Genomic DNA, 22640 nt, shown 5'->3' with positions numbered 1-22640 from the left:
AGCGGGAATGATATAGCACATCTGGTCTATAATACCTAATCCGACATACTACTGAAACGGTTGAACCGCTTTCATTTTTTAATACCGTTTTCATTTTACAAAATCTTTTCAAAGCGGGAGCGAACAGGTAATATAGACTACGAGGCATGCGATATCCTTTAAGATTAAAATATTTCCTTGATTCCGAACAAAAAGTATTGCGTTCTAATTCTGGAATCCCTATACTTAATATTGGCAAGGGCATTCATACGTCAGATGTCTGAGCACTGGTAACAAAAGGTAAAGGTGGTGAGGCCCATGTCGATTAAGCTCGATCATCGCTTGCTCTATCTCCGCGTGATTGAGAAAATCAAGCAGGATATCGATGAGGGTGTCTATCGTGAAGGAGAAAAGCTTCCTTCAGAATTCGAGTTATCGAAGCAACTTGGGGTCAGTCGTGCGACACTCCGCGAAGCGCTTCGAATTCTTGAAGACGAGAAATTTGTTGTGCGTAAACATGGCGTCGGGACGTTCATCAGTTCCAAACCTCCGTTCACGTCGGGGATTGAAGAGCTGTTTAGCGTAACGGACATGATCACGCGCGCCAAAATGACACCGGGAACAAAAGTATTGGTGGCCGAAAAGGTGTTAGCGACAGAGAGAGAAGCCGAGCGTCTAAAAATCGAACCGAATTCTCCGATTTATCGGATCGTCCGGATTCGCTATGCGGACGAGACACCGGTCGTATACTGTGTGGACAAGATTCCCGCACATCTCGTTTCTAATCCTGAAGCATTGACAGAAGGAAAATCGTTATTTGACGCGCTGGAACAAGAGGTAGGACGTCGGGTCGCCTATGCGATCACGCACATCGAACCGAGTGTGAGCGCGGAAATCTCGACACAACTTCAAACGGACCAACCGTTACTTGCGTTAAAGCAATTGCATTACGATGAAAGCGACTTACCGTTGCTCGATTCGGCAAACTTTTTCCGAGCGGACCGCTTTGACTTCCATGTCGTCCGCAAACGCGTGTAACACGCGTTCACGAAGTTCGGAAAGGTTATTTTTGGGGAACAGCGTGAAAGCGCTTTCTTATACCGGTGTAAAGACTACTGACAACATGACAACCTAAATTGTTATGATCCGAAAGGGGAAACACGACGATGATGAACAAGAAGAAAACGATTCTCTCAGCTTTAGCAGCAGGTCTTACGCTCTCGACAGTACTCGCAGCATGTGGCGGCGACGACAATGAAGGTGCTTCAAACGGAGAAGGCGGCGGCAGCGAAGCTGGCGACTTCAAAGTAGCGATGGTAACGGATACGGGCGGCGTAGATGATAAGTCGTTCAACCAATCAGCTTGGGAAGGTCTCACGAAGTTCGGTGAAGACAACAACTTGACGGAGAACGAAGGCTTCAAATACCTCCAATCGTCAAAACAAGCGGACTACCAGCCAAACTTGCAGCAATTGGCTCGTGACAACTTCAACTTGATTTACGGTATCGGCTTCTTGATGGCTGAAGACATCCAGACGGTTGCTGGACAATTCTCGGACAACAACTTTGCGATCGTCGACATGGTCGTTGACGCACCGAACGTCGCGTCAATCACGTTCAAAGAGCAAGAAGGATCGTTCCTCGTCGGTGTCATCGCCGGTCTCATGACTGAAACGGACAAAGTCGGCTTCATCGGTGGCGTCGAGTCTGACTTGATCAAGAAGTTCGAAAATGGATTTAAAGCGGGCGTCATGGCCGTCAACCCAGATGCAACGATTGATGTGAAATATGCGGAAGACTTCAACTCGGCTGAAAAAGGAACGGCGATCGCATCAGGTATGTATGGCGCTGGTTCTGACATCATCTATCACGCTGCCGGCGGAACGGGTGTAGGGGTATTCACAGAAGCGAAGAACCGTAAGAAGAACGGCGAAGAAGTATGGGTCATCGGGGTTGACCGTGACCAATACGAAGAAGGCCTCCCAGAAGACGTTACGCTTACTTCAATGGTTAAACGTGTAGATACGGCGACGTATGAAGTGTCGAAACAGACGATGGAAGGGAACTTCCCAGGTGGAGAAATCATCGAGTTCGGTTTGAAAGATGACGGTGTCGGGATTGCTGAAACATCTGATAAGCACGTTCCGGCTGACATCCTCTCGCAAGTAGACGAGTATCGCCAACAGTTGATCGACGGCGAACTTACTGCACCTGCGACAGACGCTGAGTTCGAAGAGTTCATGAAAACAGTAGAATAAATCATTGAGTTAGGGGGGACCCATGTGGTTCCCCTTTCCTTAAAGTTAGGAGTGGACTTTCTTGGAATATGTTATTGAAATGCTCAATATTCGCAAAGAGTTCGGTACGTTCGTAGCCAACGACAATATCACCCTTCAACTTCGTAAAGGCGAGATTCATGCGTTGCTCGGCGAGAACGGTGCCGGAAAATCGACGCTCATGAACGTCTTGTTCGGTCTCTATCAGCCTGAGGGCGGAGAGATTCGTGTACGCGGAGAAAAGGTGAACATTGAAAATCCGAACATCGCCAACGATCTCGGCATCGGCATGGTGCACCAACACTTCATGCTCGTCGAGAAGTTTACGGTCACAGAAAACATCATCCTCGGCTCTGAACCGAAGAGCGGGTTGACGGTCGACCGGGCCACGGCGCGTAAAAAAGTAATGGACATCTCGGAGCAGTATGGACTCCGAATCGACCCGGATGCAAAAATCGAAGACATCTCAGTCGGGATGCAGCAGCGTGTGGAAATTTTGAAGACGCTCTATCGTGGAGCCGAGATTTTAATTTTTGATGAACCGACGGCCGTGTTGACGCCTCAAGAGATTCAAGAACTCATTCAAATCATGAAGCGTCTCATCGAAGAAGGAAAGTCGATCATTTTGATCACCCACAAGCTAAAAGAGATCATGCAAGTGGCAGACCGCTGCACGGTCATCCGACGCGGTCGTTACATCGGCACGGTCGACATCGATGAAACGGTCAACGAAGACCGTCTCGCCGAGATGATGGTCGGACGGGAAGTCAACTTTGATGCGGAATATTCCAAGGCAGATCCACAGCAAGTCGTCCTCGACATCCAAAAGCTCGTCGTCAAAGACAGTCGCGGCATCGAAGTCGTCGAAGGCTTGGATTTACAAATCCGCTCAGGAGAGATCCTCGGGATCGCCGGAATCGATGGCAATGGTCAGACGGAATTGATTGAAGCGATTTCGGGGTTGAAGAAACCCGAGGGCGGTAAGATTTTCTTAAACGGAAATGACGTGACCGGCTTCACACCTCGAAAAGTGACGGAATCGGGCGTCGGTCATATCCCGCAAGACCGGCATAAGCACGGTCTCGTGCTCGACTATTCGATTCGTGACAATATGGTCTTGCAAACGTATTACAAAGAACCCTTCTCAAAACGCGGCTCGATGAACTATAAAGCCGTCGCCGAGAAGGCGAAAGCGTTAATTGAGAAGTTTGACGTCCGAACTCCATCAGTCGACGTGCCGGCTCGTGCGCTTTCTGGCGGTAACCAACAAAAAGCGATTATCGCCCGTGAAGTCGACCGGTCTCCGGACCTGCTGATCGCGGCGCAACCGACGCGCGGTCTCGACGTCGGAGCCATCGAGTTCATTCACGAACAGCTCGTCAAAGAACGGGAGAAAGGGCGCGCCGTGCTCCTCATTTCGTTCGAACTTGAAGAAATTCTACACGTATCGGACCGAATCGCCGTCTTGTACGAAGGAAAGATCGTCGGGATTCGCGACCCGAAAGAAACGACAGAGCAAGAGCTCGGCTTCTTGATGGCCGGCGGTAAGAGAGGGGAAGAAACAGTATGAACAAGCTAGGACTCAATCGACTGCTCATCCCGCTACTGTCCATCTTGATGGGGCTATTCGTCGGCGCAATCGTCATGCTCATCGGCGGCTACGACCCGGTTCGTGGCTTCTCGTCGCTGTTTAACGGCATGCTCGGTAGCCCGTACGCCATCGGTGAGACGCTGCGTGCGGCGGCACCGCTCATCTTCTCAGGTCTCGCGGTCGCGTTCGCGTTCCGAACCGGCCTCTTCAACATCGGGGTCGAGGGCCAAGTGTTGATCGGCTGGGTGGCGGCGGTGTATGTCGGAATCAACTTCGATTTGCCGATGTTCCTCCACTTGCCACTCGCCTTGCTCGCCGCGATGTTCGCTGCGGCCGCCTGGGCGTTCGTGCCAGGTTTCCTCAAGGCGAAGTTCCACGTCCACGAGGTCATCACGTCGATTATGATGAACTACATCGCGCTCTATACGACGAACGCGATTTTACGGAGCGTCATCGGCGTGACGAATGAACGGACGGAATCGATTCGAGAATCGGCATCCCTCTCGTCACCGCTCCTTCAGGAATTGACGACGTTCTCGCGCTTGCACTGGGGAATTCTCATCGCCGTCCTTGCCGCGGTCGTCTATTACTACATCTTGCAACGGACGACGCTCGGGTACGAGCTTCGTGCCGTCGGGTTCAACAAGCACGCCTCGCAATATGCGGGGATGAGCGTCAATCGCAACATCGTCTTGTCGTTCGTCATCTCGGGTATGTTCGCCGGCCTCGCCGGTGCGATGGAAGGTCTCGGGACGTTCAACGGCATGACGCTCAGCGCGTCGTTCACTGGCGTCGGATTCGACGGGATCGCGGTCGCGCTTCTCGGTGCGAACACGGCAGTCGGTGTCGTCTTGGCGGCCTTGTTGTTCGCCGGCCTCAACATCGGTGGACTCGCGATGCAGCTCGGGGCGAACATCCCGTCTGAGCTCGTCAAAGTCATTATCGCCGCTATCGTTATCTTCGTGGCGTCTGGTTATGCACTGAACTATGTCATTGAGAAACTTAAAGGAAATCGTAAGAAAGGAGTGGAGAAAAAATGAGCTTCTTAGAAGTCCTCTATATCGTCGTACCGGTTGCACTTGCCTATGCGACTCCACTCATCATCGCCGCTCTCGGTGGCATCTTCAGTGAACGGTCGGGTGTCGTCAACATCGCACTTGAAGGAATCATGGTCATTGGGGCAGCGACCGGGATCATCACGACGTTGACGCTGACAAGTATGGGTCTAGGTGGAATGAGCCCATGGATCTCGCTTTTAGTGGCGATGGTCATCGGGGCACTGTTCTCCCTCTTTTTGGCAGTCCCGGCAATTCTATGGCGGGCGGACCAGACCGTCCTTGGTGTCGCGATCAACATGCTTGCAATCGGACTTGCGATCTTCGTCGTCCGTGTCCTTTACAATAAAGGGCAGACCGACTTTATCCAATACCGGATCGCAAAAGAGAACGTGCCGTTCTTATCGGACATTCCGGTTCTCCGCATGTTCTTCGTCAACGTTCAATACACGTCGTTCATCGCCATCGCGCTCGCGTTCGTCGTCTGGTTCGTCATCTTCAAGACGCCGTTCGGCCTTCGTCTTCGCTCGGTCGGGGAACACCCGATGGCGGCGGATACGATGGGAATCAATGTCACAAAGATGCGCTTCATGGGCGTCATGCTCTCAGGTGCGTTCGGTGGCTTGGCTGGTGCAGTCTATGCCGTAACGGTCACGACGAACTTCAGTGCGACGACGATCGTCGGACAAGGGTTCCTCGCCATCGCGGCGATGATTTTCGGGAAATGGAATCCGCTCGGTGCGCTCGGCGCCGGTCTCTTCTTCGGATTCGCGCAAGCGCTCTCGATTATCGGTAGCAACTTGCCGGTCATCAATAACGTGCCGCAAGTGTTGCTCTTGATCGCGCCGTATGCGCTCACGATTCTTGCCCTTGCCGGTGTCGTCGGTCGTGCCGATGCACCAAAGTCTGTCGGTATCCCGTATATTAAAGGGAAACGATGACGAAAAAAAGGACATCTGTCCTCTTTAGGAAAGGTTGTTTGACGGAAGCGTCAAACAACCTTTTTTGTTATACTCATAAAGAGGTGAGACAATTGAAAACATGGTGGTACTGGACGCTCGTCCTCGTGCTGACTTTCATCCTTTCCGGGTGTACGGCCGATGATTGGTTCGGTCCGCAGATCGACCCGCCGGAGTCGCTGACCGAGCTCGAAGCCGACTATCCGAGTGCTAGCGTGACGCAGCAAGTGAGGCGCCCGGTCGGGAAAACCGAGACGGTCACGCTTGACCGTGTCGTCGACGGCGATACGCTTAAAGTCGAATTCGAGAACGGGGCGACGGAATCGATTCGCCTCTTGCTCGTCGACACACCGGAGACGAGCCATCCGACGCTTCCGGTCCAACCGTTCGGGGAGGCGGCGAAAGCGTTCGTTTCACGCTGGCTTCCAGAGGGGGATACGATCACGCTCGAATATGATGTCGGGCGCTACGACCGGTATCAGCGTACGCTCGCCTACGTCTGGTATGACGGGGTGATGGTAAACGAGGAACTGTTGCGTCGGGGCCTTGCCCGCGTCGCTTACGTCTATGCGCCGAACACGCAACACGTCGATGCGTTCCGGGACGTCGAGCGGGCCGCGCGCCGACAGTTGCTCGGCATTTGGAGTCTTGAGAATTATGTGACCGGGAACGGCTTCGACCACGAGGCGACTGATCCGGCTAAATCGACTCGCGAGACGGACGAGTGTGACATTAAAGGTAACATCAATCGGGACGGCGAGAAGATTTACCACGTCCCGGGCGGCGCCAGCTATGAGCGGACGGTGCCGGAAGTACTATTTTGCACGGAACGAGAAGCGGAGGCGGCCGGGTTCCGTAAAGCGGCCCGATAAAAAGAAAAGAGAGACATGTATGTCTTGGACACACATGTCTCTCTCCGCTTATTCGTATTTGAGTGCGTCTCCGTCGAATGATTCATCGGCGACTTTGATTGAATCGGTCGGACAACCTTCGAACGCGTCCATCAAGTCTTCGTACAACTCGTCTGGGACTTCGATCGTACCCGTGTTGTCATCCATCAAGTTGAAGGCGAGGCCTTCGTCATCATAGTCAAAGATGTCCGGGGCGGCGGCTCCGCAAGCTCCACACGCGATGCATGTATCTTTATCAACAATTGTAAATTTTGCCATTCTTAACCCTCCATACGTTTCGTCTCTCTCCATGGAAATCGACTTACTACTGACTATGAGTAATTGTAGTCTACATACCCGATTATTTCAATGAGGAAACGAACATCGTTTTGGAAGGATAATGATTGAGAAGGAGGTGGGCCGATGGTGCACTTGGCTGACGGGGTGTTGCTCCTCGCGATTGACCGATTGAAAGGAGAGCGAAGTGAGCGCAGTCTGTTTCATGTGTTGAACGGTAAACGTTCGGCGACGACGTTACAAGATGCATTCTTTTATGACCTCGAACCGATCTTTGGGCTGTTCCCTTACACGAAGTACGATTACGAGAAACTGCTCGCCTCGTTCGAGAAACGAGGCTGGCTCAACCGCTCGAGCTTCAGCTTGACGGAAGCCGGCGCTATGCTTGCTTCTCCAGAAGCCGTCCGTGATTTGTTCGAACGTCTCGGTGGGGAACAGCGAGACTATGCGACGATGACGTGGAAACGGCTCAGTCTGTTCATCCAAACGTTCATGTCGCTCGAACATAAGCGCACGTTTTACCCTGTCCAAGCCGACCGGCACGCCGAGCGCTGGGTGAAGCAAGTCGTCCGGACAGAGCGGGATTGGCGCCCGCTCATCCAAGCGTTTCATGAAGAGCTCGAGACGGCTCTCGATGAAGTCGGTGACCCGTATGCGACGGCGGTCGTCTATCGATTCACCGGCGCGTTCGAGACCGGATATACGTATGAACAAATCGCTTCACTCCTCGACGTCGATGCCCGGACGGCACGGCTCTATTTTTTGGCAGGGTGGAGCGCGCTGTTGCACCACTTGCCGGAAGACGCGAAACTGAGAGGGTTCACGTCCGGTCTCACGACGGAACGGATGACGCTGTCGGCCCGGGAATCATACGAACTGTTCGCCGGCGGTCGGACGTTCAATCAAGTCCAATCGATTCGGCGCTTGCGCACGTCGACGATTGAAGATCACGTCGTCGAGATGGCGATGTATCTCGAGGCGTTCCCGCTCGACCAGTTCGTGCCGACAGAACAGATCGTCATGGTCGAGCAAATGCGGGAACCGGATAGCTGGGCGCTCAAGCCGGTGTTCGACCAAATCGAGACGATCAGCTATTATCAAATCCGACTCGTGTTCGCGAGGTTGAAACGAGGTGAGACGTTTGTATGAAAAAACATTGAAGCGGGTGTTCGGCTATGACGCGTTCCGAGAAGGGCAGCGCGACGTCATCGAAGCAGTCGCAGACGGGCAGGACGTGCTCGCCATCATGCCGACGGGGGCCGGCAAGTCGTTGACGTTCCAGCTACCGTCCTATATTAAGAACGACGGCTTGACGATTATCGTCTCGCCGCTCTTGTCATTGATCGAGGACCAGATGCTTCATATCCGTGAGCGTGGGGAACGTGGCGTGGCGCGGCTGACTTCGATGGAGACGCTCGAAGAGAAGCAAGCGATTTTGAACCACTTGAAGCGATACCGTTTCTTATATCTCTCTCCGGAACAGCTCGCCGTGCCACACGTGACGAGGGCGCTCGCGCGCACCCCGATTCAGATGCTCGTCATCGACGAGGCGCACTGCATCTCGCAGTGGGGGCATGAGTTCAGACCGGAATACGCACGACTCGGCGAGCTCCGTAAACAGCTCGGCAGCCCACAGTGCATGGCCGTCACGGCGACGGCGCCTGAGGCTGTGAAGAAGGACATCATCGAGAAGTTGGCGCTGTTCAATCCGGCCCAATTCGTCCATTCGGCGAACCGTCCGGAGATTCGGCTCATCGTCGAACGTCTCCTCGGCGAACAGAAGCTGCCGCGTTTGGTCGAACTCGTGCGCGACGTGCCGAAACCGGCCGTCGTCTACACGGCGACACGGCGTGAGGCGGAATCGCTCGCCCTCTCGCTCGACGACGCCTTGTTTTATCATGGCGGCATGTCGACCGAGGATCGCCGGCTCGTCCAGTCCCAGTTTTTACGGGATGAGGTCGCTGTCATGGTGTGTACGAGCGCGTTCGGGATGGGCGTCAATAAAGACAACGTCCGAAGCGTGATTCACTTCCAGCTGCCGGCGACGCTCGAGGCGTATATGCAAGAGATTGGTCGGGCCGGCCGCGACGGGGAAGCTGCGTTCGCGGTATTGTTGTACGCAGACGGAGATGAGCGGATTCAACAGTTTTTGATTGACCAGCAGTATCCGAAAGAAAAAGACATCCGGGTCGCCTATTTCGAACGCGAGAACGGGACGAGTCTATCTCACTTGCCGCGCCTGCTCCGGATGAACGAGGAAGACCCGGTATTCGGGCTCTTGAAACAGATGCTCTCAGAACGGACGCTTGCCGGCGCGGTGGATTGGGTAAAGGAGAGAAAACGCGACCGGTATCGTCAACTCGGTCAAATGATTGACTATGCGCTCATCAAGACGTGTCGCCGCGATTATTTACTCCGTTACTTCTCTGAGCAACCGATTGACCAAGAGCCGTGCTGTGACGTCTGCGGCCCCATCGCTTTCCCGGAAAACGAGCAAGTTGTGTCTAAAAATGTGACAGATTGGAAACATCGGTTGAGCCGTATCTTTTCCTTTGAATGATATCATAGTAAAATGATAAAAAAGGTAAAGGAGGATGTGCGTTGCGACATCGGAACCAGGCGGATTCACTCCGTGAAAAAGTGGTGGATACGTTGCCGTCTCGATCGGCACGACAAGAACACGAGCGTAAAGAAAAACTGAATGACAATTGGCTGAAGCGGCCTCTTGCCATGATGCTGACCCTTTCCATGTTTGCTATTATATTGGCATTTTTATATATAGGACGTCATGCAATCTTCTTTTGATAATACGGCGGAACGGCCGTATTTTTTTTATGGATTTGACTGTAAGACAATTCCTTTCCGTGAAAGTTTGGAAGTGGTTCACCAATTTCTTATGAAATTGCACAATAAAACAGGCGAAGTACCGACGGGCGGTCTATACTGAAAGAGAAGACTAGTAGGAGAGGTGGGGCTGTGATGCCAAAATACTCCATAAAGACGGTCGCATCACTCACCGGAGTGAACCCGACGACGATTAGGGCGTGGGAGCGACGTTATCAGTTCATCGTCCCAAGCCGGACCGAATCGGGGCACCGTCTGTATTCAGAACAAGATGTCGAAAAAATCAAATGGGTCGTCGAGAAGCAACGCGAAGGGTTGACCGTCTCCCAAGCGATTCAACAGCTGCATAAAGCACCCGAACCGAAGCCGGACCGTCTTTACGACGAAGAGTTAAAGGACGGGCTGATGGAGGCGCTACTGACGTTTGATGAGCGACAAGCCCACGATTTGATTAACCGGGCCTTCAACACGTTCAGTTTTGAGAAAGTGACGACAGATATTATCGGCCCGTTGCTGATGGATATCGGGACGCGTTGGGAGAACGGCACGATCACCATCGCCCATGAACATTTTGCGACGGCGTTTCTTCGCTCGAGGCTGTCAACGTTGTCGCTCCAGATGCCGATGAACCCGTTCTTGCCGCGAATCGTCTGCGTGTGCGCTCCCGACGAGATGCATGAGATTGGCCTCCTGTTCGTGACGCTCTATTTGCGTCAGCATGGCTATGACGTCATTTTCCTCGGCTCAGGCATCCCGAAAGAAGATTTGGGCACGGCGTTACACGATATCGACGCCAAATGCCTAATCTTCTCATGTACGTTGACCGAACATTTGAACGGGCTCGAGGAGGCGATGGCGTACGTCCGTGCGGAGCATACGGACCTCGTCATCGGTGTCGGCGGATACGCCGTCAGCCAGCACGCGGATCGGTTCGGAAGCTCATTTTTAGGCAATTCGCCTGAAGCGTGGACGGAGTGGCTTTCAACTATTTGACAGTTCGGCCAAACGAGAGTAGCTTATTAATATGTAGCAACGACTAGTGTTTGGAGGTTTTCGTTTGAGATTTGAAAAACAAACAAAAGAACATTTACGGGTCTACTTGACGGCCAACGAGTTATCGCTTCGTGGCATCGCGATTGACACGATTGTCGGGGAGACCGGACAAGAGCTTTGGCGCGAGTTGCTCGAGACGGCGGAAGCCGAATACGGGTTCAGCCCGCAAGGTGCCGTCGATTTGAACGTGACGATGTTTCCCCGCGACGGGATCGTCATCGACGTGCAAAAAGTCGGCGCGCTCGAGTCCGAGGCGGACCAAGAACAAGTCGAGATCCGTTTGACGATCGATGTGATTCATCACTTGATCTATCAGTTTAAGGACATCGAGGACGTCATTGACGCGTCGGTCAGCCTATACCCGCATATGCATGCGACGGACCATGGCGGCGCGCTCTACCATTATGACGGGCACTACTATTTGCATTTCGCAGAAGTGTTGAACCCGCAAGTCGAGGAGCGGCTCGCCGCCATCTTGTCCGAGTACGGCAAGACGACGACCGTGAGCCCGTATATGATGCTCGAGTATGGGAAGACAATTCAATCCGTTCAAGCGGTGAAAGAGCTGTACGATACGTTCGCGTGAGTACGGCTTTTTCACCGTTCTGTTTCTATTGTTTTTTCGTCATGCGTGGTATGATAAAACTTGAATTTTTCAGTTGAAAGTCGAAGGAGAGATAAGATGAAAGTCGCTGTGTTATATGGAGGAGTATCAGGAGAGCGTGAAGTCTCGCTCACGAGCGGAAAAGGCATGATCGAGGCGCTGAAAGAACGAGGTCATGACGTCGTCGCCATCGATTTTCACCCTGAGCGGGCGCGTGAGTTGTTGACGCTTGAAGCGGACGTCGTGTTGAGCGCGCTCCACGGCAAGTACGGGGAAGACGGGCGTGTCCAGTCGCTTCTTGAGATGGCGAATTTGCCTTACACAGGATCAGGTGTCTTGGCATCGGCACTAGCGATGGATAAAGCACGGGCGAAAATCATCTTTGCGGCAGCGGGCATCCGCGTCGCACGCGACGTACTCGTCGAGAGCCCGGCCCACGTCGATGCGAAAGTGGCCGAGTGGGGCGGAGAGTTCCCTTGTGTCGTCAAGCCGGCCCAAGAAGGCTCATCGAACGGATTGACGATCGCGATGGACGAAACGATGCTTCGCGACGGCATTGCGAAAGCGTTCGAGTGCGATACGGCCGTGTTGGTCGAGCAGTACATTAAAGGGAGAGAGTTGACCGTACCGGTCATCGGGAACTTCGGTCACGAAGAAGCACTGCCGGTCATCGAGATCATCCCAAAAAATGAGTTTTACGACTACGAGTCGAAATATACAGAAGGTGGCTCGGTGCACGTCTGTCCGGCTGAACTGCCTGAGGCGTTGACGGAAGAAGTTCAACGTTCGGCCGTGCTCGCGCATCAGGCGCTCGGTTGTGCCGGCTATTCGCGGTCTGACTTCTTAGTGTCAGAAGACGGCCTCGCCTATATTCTCGAGACGAACACGCTACCGGGGATGACGCCGCTTAGCCTGTTCCCGGACAGCGCGCGCGCCGTCGGAATCTCATATGGCGAGCTGCTCGAACGTTTCATCTCGTTAGCGCTAGAAAAATAAGAGGGGGACACCCTTCTTTTTTCTTTTAGAAAACGCTTTCATTATTTTTGTAAAACCCTTTCAAATTGGTCGTGTATCGGCTATACTTTTAATCGAATACGAGGTTGATTCTTGGGGGAGAATTGACAACTTAGGGGAGGAAACCTTCATGATTACGGATCAAGAAAAAGGTCATCAAAAACGAAAGAACATCCTTGAATCGACACAAGAGGTCATTCACGAGGCACTCGACAAGCTCGGCTACCCGGAAGAGATGTATGAGCTGTTGAAAGAACCGCTTCGGATGTTGACCGTCCGCATCCCGGTCCGCATGGATGACGGTTCGACAAAAATCTTCACGGGCTACCGGGCCCAGCATAACGATGCTGTCGGTCCGACGAAAGGTGGGATCCGCTTCCACCCGAGCGTGACGGAAGTCGAAGTGAAGGCGTTGTCGGTATGGATGAGCTTGAAAGCCGGAATCGTCGACCTTCCTTACGGTGGCGGAAAAGGTGGAATCGTCTGTGACCCGCGTGAAATGAGTTTCCGAGAAATCGAACGTCTGAGCCGGGGCTACGTCCGAGCCATCAGTCAAATCGTCGGTCCGACAAAAGATATCCCGGCACCGGACGTGTTCACGAACTCGCAAATCATGGCGTGGATGATGGATGAATACAGCCGAATCGATGAATTCAACTCACCAGGATTCATCACAGGGAAGCCGCTCGTCCTCGGCGGGTCTCATGGTCGTGAGACGGCGACGGCGAAAGGGGTCGCCATCATGATTCGCGAAGCCGCGCTTCGTCGTGGCATCGAGTTGAAAGGAGCGCGCGTCGTCGTTCAAGGGTTTGGGAACGCGGGAAGCTTCTTGTCGAAGTTCATGTATGACGCCGGTGCGAAAGTCATCGCCATCAGTGACGCTTACGGTGCCATCCACGACGAGAACGGGCTCGATATCCCGTACCTCCTCGACCGTCGAGACTCGTTCGGGACGATTTCGACGCTCTTCAAGAACACGATTTCAAACCAAGAAATGCTCGAACTCGACTGTGACATTTTAGTGCCTGCTGCAATTGAGAACCAAATCACGGAGACGAACGCTGACAACATTAAAGCCTCGATCGTCGTCGAGGCTGCGAACGGACCGACGACGAACGAAGCGACCCGCATCTTGACGGAGCGTGGCATCTTGCTCGTGCCGGACGTGCTCGCCTCGAGCGGCGGTGTGACGGTCTCTTACTTTGAGTGGGTGCAAAACAACCAAGGCTACTATTGGACGGAGGAAGAAGTCGAAGAGAAGCTTGAAAAAGTGCTCGTCCACTCATTCAACACCGTCTACAATACGGCTTCGGCCCGTAAAGTCGACATGCGTCTCGCCGCCTATATGGTCGGCGTCCGTAAGATGGCGGAAGCGTCACGTTTCCGCGGCTGGGTTTAAATCTAGCCATAGACAAAGAGGGAAGACCCGATTCGTCAGGTCTTCCCTCTTTGTCGTTTAGGATGTCACACCGTTACGCTCCCGAAGCGTCTCGGCAATGGCTTTTCCGTGGAACCGTCCATTCTCGATGAAGATCTTGTTGGCATCGTTACCCGCAGCGACGACACCGGCGATGAAGAGGCCTTCGACGTTCGTCTCGTACGTGTCTTCGTCAAACGATGGGACACCCGTCTCGTCGTCAATCGTCACGCCAGACTCGGCGAACAGGCCGTGGTCGGGCAAATAACCGGTCATCGCGAGGACGTGGTCGGCCGCGACGCTCTTTTCGACCCCGTGCTGGCGATAGACGACGCGGTCCGTCTCGATGCGGACGATTTCGGTCTCGAGTTCGTAACGAACTTTTTCGTGCCGCACGAGGGAGTCGAACGCCGGGAGCACCCACGGTTTGACCGAAGGGCTGTAGCCGTCGCCCCGATAGAGCACCGTCACGTGCGCGCCGGCCTTCTCGAGCTCGATGGCGGCGTCGACGGCGGAGTTTTTGCCGCCGATGACGATCACGCGTTGCCGATAATACGGATGCGCTTCCTTAAAGTAATGCGAGACGTGCGGTAGCTCCTCGCCCGGTACATCAAGATTCCGGGGGCGGCCGTAGTAGCCCGTCGCGAGGACGACATAGTCGGCGGTCCGTACTGTCGTCCCGTGCCGTTCATGATGCGACGTGACGGTGAATCGTCCGTCTTCTTTGTCAATCGATGTCACCGTCTCGAACGGCTTGACGTCGAGATTCATCCGGCTCACGACTTCACGGTAATAGACGAGCGCGTCTTGGCGTCTCGGTTTCAAATCTTTACAGATGAACGGGATATCCCCGATCTCGAGTAGGTTCGCAGACGAGAAAAACGTCTGATGGGTCGGATAATGGTAGATCGCATCGACGATGTTGCCCCGTTCGATGACGGTGCACGAGATGCCGATCCGTTCTAGTTCGATGGCCGCCGACAAGCCGCAAGGGCCGGCGCCGACGATGATCGCCTGTTTCTTCAATGAAATCACCTCATCCCTCATTGTATGGAAGTAAGACGATGTTGGCAAGTTCACTGCTGGAAGCTGAAACTGTGCTCCATGACAGGCTGAGACGAGCCGGCCTCGAGTTCGACGAGCAGACGGAGTCTTGCTTTTTGAGAGTTCAATCCGTTCGAGAAGATGATTCCCATGTCTTTCAACTGTTTGCCGCCGCCCTCATAGCCGTATACGTCTTGGACGATGCCGTTAAAACAACGGCTGACGATGACGACCGGGATGTGGGCGACGAGCCGTTCGAGGGCAGGGACGATTGTCGGCGGAACGTTCCCTTGACCGAGCACTTCGAGCACGAGCCCGTCATAGCCGAGGTCGAGCACGGCTTCGAGCAAATCGGGTTCCATGCCGGCGACGACTTTTAAGACGGCGACCCGCTTCGAGATCGAAGGAATCATCTTCGCTTGCCGCGTCATCGGTTGACTGTAGATGAGGACGTGGTCTTTCGTAACCATCCCGACATTCCCGAAGTGGACCGACTTGAACGTGTCGACCGACGAGGTATGTGTTTTCGTGACGTTGAACGCCGAATGAATCTCGCCGTTGAAGACGACGAGTACGCCTTTGCCGCGCGCGGCCTCGCTCCGTGCGACACGAAGCGCCGTGATCAAGTTGAACTCACCGTCCGAGCCGATCTCGTTCGATGAGCGCATCGCCCCGGTCAACACGATCGGCACCGGGGCACCGAGCGTGATTTGGAGAAAGTAAGCCGTCTCTTCTAACGTGTCCGTGCCGTGGGTGATGACGACCCCGTCGTACGTGTCTTGCGTCAATTCTTGGGCGATGAAGTGGGCGAGCTCGAGCATCTTCGCCGGCGTCATGTGCGGCGACGGGATGTTCGAGAAGTGTTTCGTCGTGATGCGGGCGATATCCGTCGCTTTCGGCAGCGTCGCATCGATTGGGTTGATATCGCTCGGCGAGACGTGCCCTGTTCCCGACTGAGACATGGCGATCGTGCCGCCGGTGTGGATGAGTAGTAAATGGTTCATAGAGGACCTCCAACTTTTTTTGTTCGTTTTTTCCAATTTCTAGGCGTTTTCTGCTTTTTCTTTTTCCCGTTTCGGTGTATGCTTAACGTTAGAGAGGAGAGATGCGTCATGATTGCAATCGCCTTGTCTGCGGTAGCGCCAGGGTTCGCCCTTCTTTCCTATTTCTATCTTCGACATGAATTGGAAGCGGAACCGCTCGGCTATGTGATCCGTTCGTTCGTTGCCGGAGCCGTCCTCGTTTTCCCGATCATGTTCATCCAATACGCGTTCGAAGAAGAAGGCGTGTTGACGAGCCCGTTTTGGAAAGCGTTCGTGGCAACCGCGTTGTTAGAAGAGTTTTTTAAGTGGTTCATGATTTATTATACAATATACATACATAAAGTCTTCGATGATTACTACGACGGGATTCTCTATGCGGTCGCCTGTTCACTCGGCTTCGCCACATTAGAGAATTTTCTATATTTATGGGTGTACGACTCACTCGAAATCGCGATTTGGCGGGCCGTCCTGCCGGTTAGCGGCCACGCCTTGTTCGCTGTGGCGATGGGCTTTTGTCTCGGCCGGGCGAAACATTCGGCCCGGGAGCGGCTCTGGCTCTTTCTCGCCGTCGCCGTCGCCACGCTCATGCACGGCGTGTTCGACTATATTCTGCTCATCGAACCGACGAACAAAGTGCCGGCCGTACTCTATATCGTCGTGCTATGGATGGTCGCCCTGTTGCTCGTCCGGGCCGCCAATCAATCGAATCGTCGTCAATTTAAATAGCTAAAAGGGGAATGGAGTCATGTTAAAAGTAGGTCAAGAGTTACGGATTGAAGTTGAGGGGAGAAGCGAGGGGAAGACAAAAATCGCCGCCATCCAAGACGGTGTCGTCTGGATCGAGTCACCGAGCGAGACGGCGACGTTGAAGACATTCTTCCTTCATGAAGAAGAGGCGTTACGCGTTTATTTCTTTAAAGGCGAGGAGCAATTGTTTGCGTTTGACACGGTCGTCCTGAAGCGATTGAGCGATGCGCAGTTGACGCTTCGTTACGCGTTCAAATTGCCGGACGAGAAGAAAATCAAACGGGTGCAGCGCCGCGAGTACCTACGCGTCCCTGAAATGATTAACGTCACCGTCCTCGCTGTCGACGGTCAAGCTTTCCCGACGTTCGAGACGACGTCACTCGACGTGTCGGCCGGCGGGATGCGCATCGTCGCCAACCGGGCGCCAATCGAAGTGGATGACTCGCTCGTCGTCGTCTTCAGTATCGAGGATGAGCGGGGGATGCCGCAGACGTTCCGGGTGAAGAGTCGGCTCGTCCGAATCAAGCCCCAGACCGTCAAGCAAGAGTTGTCACTTTGCTTCGAGGACTTGGCACCACGCGATCAAGAGACGATTTTACGTTACTGTTTCCGCGCCCAGCTCGAGGCGAGAAAACGGACCGGCTCTGTATTTTCTTCACGATAAAAAACTGTTATGATGTTCTCGGAACAAATGACCGAGAGGAGGCGGGTGTCGGACAATGCCGATACCCAATTTTTATGATGAAACCGTTACAAATTGCATTAGATGGACCGGCTGGAGCCGGAAAGAGCACGATTGCCAAAACGTTGGCCAAAAAACTTGGCTATGTCTATATCGATACAGGTGCCATTTATCGGGCCGTCACGTATCGCGCCTTGAACGAGCATGTCGGTTTAGAGGACGGGCCAGCACTTGCCGCGATGATCGCCGAGATGGACCTTCGCCTCGTGCCGAGTGAATCTGGGCAACGCGTCTTCGACGGTGCGACCGAAGTGACCGATTTGATTCGCTCGAGCGAAGTGACGAACAACGTCAGTTTCGTCGCCCGTCAACCGGAAGTCCGGGACGCGTTGATGGACTTGCAACGCGACCTCGCGAAAGAGGGCGGCATCGTCATGGACGGTCGCGATATCGGGACGCACGTCTTACCGGGTGCCGATTTGAAAGTGTTCATGACCGCCACGGTCGAAGAACGGGCCCGCCGCCGCCATGATGAGAACGTATCGAAAGGATTGCCGAGCGACCTCGAGCAATTGCAGCGTGAAATCGCCCTCCGGGACAAGCGTGACTCCGAGCGTGAGGTAGCTCCGCTTCGTCAGGCCGATGATGCGCACTATCTCGATACGACCGAGCTGTCAATCGACGGTGTCGTCGAAGCGATTGAACGATTGATGAAGCAGGTGGTGAAACGATGAAACCGCTCAACAACGGACCGTTCGGCATGTATCGGGTCGCCCGTGCCGCCGTCGCATTGATTCAAAAACTCATGTTCCGTGTCGAGTATATCGGACGTGACAACGTCCCGGCCGACGGCTCGGTGCTCGTCTGTTCGAACCATCAGTCGAACTGGGACCCGGTCTTACTCGCCATCGCGATTCCGAAACAGCGTCCGCTTCGCTTCTTTGCGAAGAAAGAGCTGTTCGGTGTCCCGGTGCTGAAACATATCCTCAACCGGGCCGGTCAGATTCCGGTCTCGCGTGGCGAGAGGGACCGTCAAGCCCTTCGTGTCGTTTTGCAAAAGTTGAAAGAGAACGAACTCATCTCGATCTTCCCGGAAGGTACCCGCTCGAAAGACGGGACGCTCGGTACGGCTCAAGCGGGTGTCGGCTTCTTCGCCTTGCGCTCTGAGGCGGCCGTGTTGCCAATCGCCATCATCGGCCGATACAAGTTCCGGACGAAGCTGAAAGTCGTCATCGGCGAACCGCTCGACTTGACCGCGCTCAAGGCGAATAAAGCGAGTGCGCAGGAAGCGGCGGACTTGATCATGGAGCGTATCAGTGAACTGTACATCGAGCATTCACGGAACGTTCGGTAAATTCAGGTTTAATCTGGCTTGAGGAAAGGTACTAATCTGATAACACCTTGACAAATCTTCGGAATTATAAGAAGTTTATACTAGGTGTTAAGCGCCTTTGGGCGCTCCTTTTTGTACTCATCGTGAGGGGGTAGTGTTGGAATGGTCGAAGAAATGAAAGATATGCCTGATTTTGAAATTAATCGAGGTCAAATCGTGACCGGTACAGTCGTCAAAATCGAGGACAAGCAAGCGTTAATCGATATCGGGTATAAAACCGAGGCGATTTTGCCAATCAGCGAAGTATCAAGCATGCATTTAGACGATTTAAACGAATCACTCCATGTCAACGACGAAATCCGTGTGAAAGTGAAGAAAGTCACGGACGAAGAGGTTGTCGTATCGAAGAAGGACGTGGATGCCGAGGCAGCTTGGGATCAAATCGTCGAAAAATACGAATCAGGTGAAGTATTTGAAGTCATGGTCAAGGATAAAGTCAAAGGCGGTCTTGTCGTCGATATTGGCATCCGCGGTTTCATCCCGGCCTCGCTCGTCGAAAGTCATTTCGTCGAGGACTTCTCTTCTTACTTGCATAAACCAATCACGGTTAAAGTCGTCGAAATCGACCGTGAGAAGAACCGCGTCATTCTCTCGCATAAAGCAGTCGCGGAAGCGGAGATGAGCGCGAAGAAAGCGGAGACGCTCGAGTCGCTTGAAGTCGGCCAAATCATCGAAGGGACGGTCCAACGTCTCACTGATTTCGGTGCGTTCGTCGACATCGGTGGCGTCGATGGTCTCGTTCACATCTCCGAGATGGCGCATAGTCGTGTCGAGAAACCGAGTGACGTAGTGACCGAAGGCGACAAAGTGAAAGTGAAAGTGCTCGGCCTTGACCTTGACAATGAGAAAGTCAAATTGTCAATCAAGGAGACGCAACCAGGCCCGTGGGAATCGATTGAAGGTCAGATTCAACCGGGTGACGTGATCGAAGGGAAAGTGAAACGTCTCGTCACGTTCGGTGCGTTCGTTGAAGTCGCACCGCAAGTCGAAGGGTTGCTTCACATCTCGCAAATCGCGAATCGACATATCGCGACCCCATCTGAAGTGTTGACAGAAGGGCAAGAAGTGAAAGTGAAAGTGCTTGACGTCCATCTCGACGAGAAAAAAATCTCGCTGTCGATGCGCGCACTCGAGTCAGCCGAATCGTCACGTGACGAAGACCAGGCGCTCCTCGAAGAATACAGTGACCAAGGAGGATTCTCCGTCTCGGAACTAACGGGCGAAGAGTCTTCGGACGATTCTAAATAAGACGGTCGTTCAAGCGGGAGTCATGCTCCCGCTTCTTTTTGTATGGTCACCGAAATAGTGCTGTGATATGATAGTACAGTTGCATTTAGAAACGAGTATTTATTGAATGAAAGTTAGAGAGGTGTTTTTTATGGGAATTCCAGCAGTGGCCATCGTCGGCCGCCCGAATATTGGGAAATCCACGATTTTCAACCGGATTATCGGAGATCGCGTATCGATCGTTGATGATAAGCCGGGCGTGACACGCGACCGTATTTACGGTACGGGTGAGTGGTTGAACCGAAAGTTTCATCTAATCGACACAGGCGGGATCGAGGTCGGTGACGAACCGATTCTCGTTCAAATGCGCCATCAGGCCGAACTCGCCATCGATGAGGCGGACGTCATCATCTTCATGGTGAACGGACGCGAAGGCATCACGGCAGCGGACGAGGAAGTCGCGAACTTGCTCTTCCGTTCGAACAAACCGATTGTGCTCGCCGTGAACAAAGTCGATAACTTCGAGATGCGCGACCTCATGTATGAGTTTTATTCGCTCGGGTTTGGCGACCCGTTCCCAATCTCGGGAACGCACGGTCTCGGTCTTGGTGACCTTCTCGACAAAGTGTTCGAGCTCGCACCAGACAAAGACGAGTACGAATATAACGAAGACGTCATTCGCTTCTCGCTCATCGGACGTCCAAACGTCGGGAAATCGAGCTTGACGAACGCGATCCTCGGTGAGGAACGCGTCATCGTCTCGGACGTGGCCGGTACGACGCGCGACGCGATCGATACGCCGTTCACACGCGACAATCAAGAGTACGTCATCATCGATACGGCCGGGATGCGCAAGCGCGGAAAAGTATACGAATCGACAGAGCGATACAGTGTCATGCGTGCCCAAAAGGCGATTGAACGTTCGAACGTCGTCCTCGTCGTCCTCGATGGCGAAGAAGGTATCATCGAGCAAGACAAACGTGTCGCCGGACTCGCCCACGAGGCAGGGAAAGCGATCGTCATCGTCGTCAACAAATGGGATGCCGTCGAGAAGGACGACAAGACGATGAAGAAAATGGAAGAGAAGATCCGTAAAGAATTCTTGTTCCTCGACTATGCACCGATCGTCTTCTTATCGGCGCTCACATCGAAACGGTTGCAGACGCTCCTCCCGGTCATCAACGAAGTGGCCGAATCACATCGTCGCCGTATCTCGACGAGTGTCTTGAACGATGTCATCGTCGATGCCGTCGCAATGAACCCGACACCGACGGACAAAGGGCAACGACTCAAGATCAACTACGCGACGCAAGTGGCCATCGAGCCGCCGACGTTCGTTCTTTTCGTCAACGATCCTGAGTTGCTCCACTTCTCGTATAAACGTTATCTAGATAACCAGATTCGCCGCGCATTTGATTTCACCGGTACACCGGTCCACATCGTGGCTCGTCAGAAAAACTAGTAATGGGGGTGCCTCCTATGGCAAAAGTAGCTGTCATCGGCGCAGGGAGCTGGGGAACGGCGTTATCGCTCGTCCTCGCTGATAATGGTCACGACGTCTTGCTCTACGGCCGTGAAGAGGATCACGTCCTCGAGATCAATACGTCACATACGAACTCGACTTATTTGAAGGACGCTCCGCTTCCGGAGTCGATTCGAGCGACGACCGATTTGAAAGAGGCGATTGCCGGACGGTCCATCATTTTCCTCGTCGTTCCGAGCTCGGCGATTCGTCCGGTCTCCCGCGAGCTGAACACGCTCCTCACGGAACCGGCCGTCATCGTCCACGCCGCCAAAGGGATTGAACCGAAGACGCATAAGCGTCTGTCTGAGATTATCGCTGAAGAGATTGACCCGTCGAAACGGCGGGCCATCGGCGTCTTGACAGGTCCGACGCACGCCGAAGAAGTCGCCGTCCGCAAATTGACGACGATCACGATTGCGTGCGAGGACTTAGACGTCGCCGACGAGATTCAAGAGTTGCTCACGAACGACCAGTTCCGTGTCTATTTGAATTCGGACGTCATTGGCGCCGAGTATGGTGGTGCGCTCAAAAACATCATCGCTTTGGCTGCCGGGATGACGGACGGTCTTGGCTATGGCGATAACGCGAAAGCGGCGCTCATGACGCGCGGCATCGTCGAGATTGCCCGTCTCGGTGTGAAGCTCGGGGCCAATCCGGCCTCGTTCTCCGGCTTGACCGGCATCGGTGACTTGATCGTCACGGCGACGTCGCAGCACAGTCGTAACTGGCGCGCAGGTAACGCCATCGGACGCGGGGAAAAACTCGAAGACGTGCTCGGGCAAATGGGTATGGTCGTCGAAGGGGTGCGCGCCTGTGAGGCCGCGCACACGCTCGCCCGTGAGGCCGGCGTCGAGATGCCGATCACGGAGGCGCTCTATAACGTCTTGTTCGAGAACAAGAGCCCGCACGATGAAGTGAAGAAGTTGATGCGACGCCCGCAAAAACACGAGATGGAGCAAGTGTTCCATTTCGAAGGCGATGAAATGGCAAGGGACTGACG

At 53.8% G+C, this 22640-nt stretch carries 23 protein-coding genes; 20 read left to right on the top strand and 3 right to left on the bottom strand.

Annotation, left to right across the window (positions count from 1 at the left end):
* Nucleotides 1-297: 297 nt before the first annotated feature.
* The 6 genes from KB235_RS10585 to KB235_RS10560 all read left to right on the top strand — a co-directional run bounded on the left by KB235_RS10585 (nucleotide 298) and on the right by KB235_RS10560 (nucleotide 6732).
* The gene (locus KB235_RS10585; protein ID WP_034815154.1) at nucleotides 298-1017 is read left to right on the top strand and encodes a GntR family transcriptional regulator; all 720 of its coding nucleotides are present in this window, start codon (nucleotides 298-300) and stop codon (nucleotides 1015-1017) included.
* Nucleotides 1018-1148: 131 nt separating this feature from the next.
* A complete protein-coding gene (locus tag KB235_RS10580) occupies nucleotides 1149-2237 on the top strand; it encodes a BMP family lipoprotein (RefSeq protein ID WP_211780955.1) in 1089 nt (362 codons plus the stop codon).
* A gap of 61 nt (nucleotides 2238-2298) precedes the next feature.
* Nucleotides 2299-3825, top strand: coding sequence for an ABC transporter ATP-binding protein (locus KB235_RS10575; protein ID WP_211779621.1), 1527 nt, complete (start codon nucleotides 2299-2301; stop codon nucleotides 3823-3825).
* Nucleotides 3822-4886 carry an ABC transporter permease gene (locus tag KB235_RS10570; protein ID WP_034815157.1) on the top strand — a complete coding sequence of 355 codons (1065 nt, stop codon included), beginning with the start codon at nucleotides 3822-3824 and terminating at the stop codon, nucleotides 4884-4886. The genes KB235_RS10575 and KB235_RS10570 overlap by 4 nt, the downstream gene beginning before the upstream one ends.
* A complete protein-coding gene (locus KB235_RS10565; RefSeq protein WP_211779620.1) occupies nucleotides 4883-5842 on the top strand; it encodes an ABC transporter permease in 960 nt (319 codons plus the stop codon). The genes KB235_RS10570 and KB235_RS10565 overlap by 4 nt, the downstream gene beginning before the upstream one ends.
* A gap of 83 nt (nucleotides 5843-5925) precedes the next feature.
* A complete protein-coding gene (locus KB235_RS10560; protein WP_211779619.1) occupies nucleotides 5926-6732 on the top strand; it encodes a thermonuclease family protein in 807 nt (268 codons plus the stop codon).
* 48 nt (nucleotides 6733-6780) lie between these two features.
* Here the strand turns inward: KB235_RS10560 and KB235_RS10555 are convergent, their stop codons facing one another.
* Entirely contained in the window at nucleotides 6781-7029 is a 249-nt protein-coding gene (locus KB235_RS10555; RefSeq protein ID WP_021067177.1) for a ferredoxin, read from the bottom strand.
* Between the two features lie 144 nt (nucleotides 7030-7173).
* Here KB235_RS10555 and KB235_RS10550 point away from each other — a divergent pair, with 144 nt between their 5' ends.
* From KB235_RS10550 to KB235_RS10520, 7 genes are all read left to right on the top strand, one after another.
* On the top strand, nucleotides 7174-8196 hold the full coding sequence (locus KB235_RS10550) for a YpbB family protein (RefSeq protein WP_081825892.1): 1023 nt from the start codon (nucleotides 7174-7176) through the stop codon (nucleotides 8194-8196).
* The gene (locus tag KB235_RS10545) at nucleotides 8180-9607 is read left to right on the top strand and encodes a RecQ family ATP-dependent DNA helicase (protein WP_246514190.1); all 1428 of its coding nucleotides are present in this window, start codon (nucleotides 8180-8182) and stop codon (nucleotides 9605-9607) included. The genes KB235_RS10550 and KB235_RS10545 overlap by 17 nt, the downstream gene beginning before the upstream one ends.
* Before the next feature lie 41 nt (nucleotides 9608-9648).
* Entirely contained in the window at nucleotides 9649-9852 is a 204-nt protein-coding gene (locus tag KB235_RS10540; RefSeq protein WP_034808518.1) for a hypothetical protein, read from the top strand.
* 174 nt (nucleotides 9853-10026) lie between these two features.
* Nucleotides 10027-10884 carry a MerR family transcriptional regulator gene (locus tag KB235_RS10535; RefSeq protein ID WP_211779617.1) on the top strand — a complete coding sequence of 286 codons (858 nt, stop codon included), beginning with the start codon at nucleotides 10027-10029 and terminating at the stop codon, nucleotides 10882-10884.
* 64 nt (nucleotides 10885-10948) lie between these two features.
* Nucleotides 10949-11530 (top strand): adaptor protein MecA, encoded by a 582-nt coding sequence (locus KB235_RS10530; protein ID WP_034815164.1) that lies wholly within the window; start codon nucleotides 10949-10951, stop codon nucleotides 11528-11530.
* 96 nt (nucleotides 11531-11626) lie between these two features.
* A complete protein-coding gene (locus KB235_RS10525) occupies nucleotides 11627-12544 on the top strand; it encodes a D-alanine--D-alanine ligase (protein WP_211779616.1) in 918 nt (305 codons plus the stop codon).
* 148 nt (nucleotides 12545-12692) lie between these two features.
* Nucleotides 12693-13961, top strand: coding sequence for a Glu/Leu/Phe/Val family dehydrogenase (locus KB235_RS10520; RefSeq protein ID WP_211779615.1), 1269 nt, complete (start codon nucleotides 12693-12695; stop codon nucleotides 13959-13961).
* A gap of 57 nt (nucleotides 13962-14018) precedes the next feature.
* Here the strand turns inward: KB235_RS10520 and KB235_RS10515 are convergent, their stop codons facing one another.
* Entirely contained in the window at nucleotides 14019-15026 is a 1008-nt protein-coding gene (locus KB235_RS10515) for a YpdA family putative bacillithiol disulfide reductase (RefSeq protein WP_034815169.1), read from the bottom strand.
* Between the two features lie 29 nt (nucleotides 15027-15055).
* The gene (locus KB235_RS10510) at nucleotides 15056-16027 is read right to left on the bottom strand and encodes an asparaginase (RefSeq protein ID WP_034808531.1); all 972 of its coding nucleotides are present in this window, start codon (nucleotides 16025-16027) and stop codon (nucleotides 15056-15058) included.
* Between the two features lie 108 nt (nucleotides 16028-16135).
* On the opposite strand from KB235_RS10510, the gene prsW reads away from it, so the two are divergent.
* The 7 genes from prsW (at nucleotide 16136) to KB235_RS10475 (ending at nucleotide 22638) form a co-directional block, all read left to right on the top strand.
* Nucleotides 16136-16792 carry a glutamic-type intramembrane protease PrsW gene (gene prsW / locus KB235_RS10505; protein ID WP_034808532.1) on the top strand — a complete coding sequence of 219 codons (657 nt, stop codon included), beginning with the start codon at nucleotides 16136-16138 and terminating at the stop codon, nucleotides 16790-16792.
* A gap of 19 nt (nucleotides 16793-16811) precedes the next feature.
* A complete protein-coding gene (locus KB235_RS10500; RefSeq protein WP_211779614.1) occupies nucleotides 16812-17477 on the top strand; it encodes a flagellar brake protein in 666 nt (221 codons plus the stop codon).
* Between the two features lie 74 nt (nucleotides 17478-17551).
* Nucleotides 17552-18229, top strand: a complete 678-nt coding sequence (cmk, locus tag KB235_RS10495) for a (d)CMP kinase (RefSeq protein WP_034808535.1) — start codon at nucleotides 17552-17554, stop codon at nucleotides 18227-18229.
* On the top strand, nucleotides 18226-18849 hold the full coding sequence (locus KB235_RS10490) for a lysophospholipid acyltransferase family protein (RefSeq protein WP_211779613.1): 624 nt from the start codon (nucleotides 18226-18228) through the stop codon (nucleotides 18847-18849). The genes cmk and KB235_RS10490 overlap by 4 nt, the downstream gene beginning before the upstream one ends.
* A 141-nt stretch (nucleotides 18850-18990) precedes the next feature.
* Nucleotides 18991-20136 (top strand): 30S ribosomal protein S1, encoded by a 1146-nt coding sequence (gene rpsA / locus KB235_RS10485; protein ID WP_211779612.1) that lies wholly within the window; start codon nucleotides 18991-18993, stop codon nucleotides 20134-20136.
* Between the two features lie 130 nt (nucleotides 20137-20266).
* Nucleotides 20267-21577: a ribosome biogenesis GTPase Der gene (gene der, locus KB235_RS10480; RefSeq protein WP_034808538.1), complete on the top strand. Its 1311-nt coding sequence runs from the start codon at nucleotides 20267-20269 to the stop codon at nucleotides 21575-21577.
* Between the two features lie 17 nt (nucleotides 21578-21594).
* Nucleotides 21595-22638 (top strand): NAD(P)H-dependent glycerol-3-phosphate dehydrogenase, encoded by a 1044-nt coding sequence (locus KB235_RS10475; protein ID WP_034815180.1) that lies wholly within the window; start codon nucleotides 21595-21597, stop codon nucleotides 22636-22638.
* Nucleotides 22639-22640: the final 2 nt, after the last annotated feature.

This window comes from Exiguobacterium alkaliphilum (assembly GCF_018138125.1).
GTDB lineage: Bacteria > Bacillota > Bacilli > Exiguobacteriales > Exiguobacteriaceae > Exiguobacterium > Exiguobacterium alkaliphilum.
The sequence above is the reverse complement of the archived record's forward strand: the minus strand, read 5'-3'. Positions and strand labels throughout refer to the sequence as shown.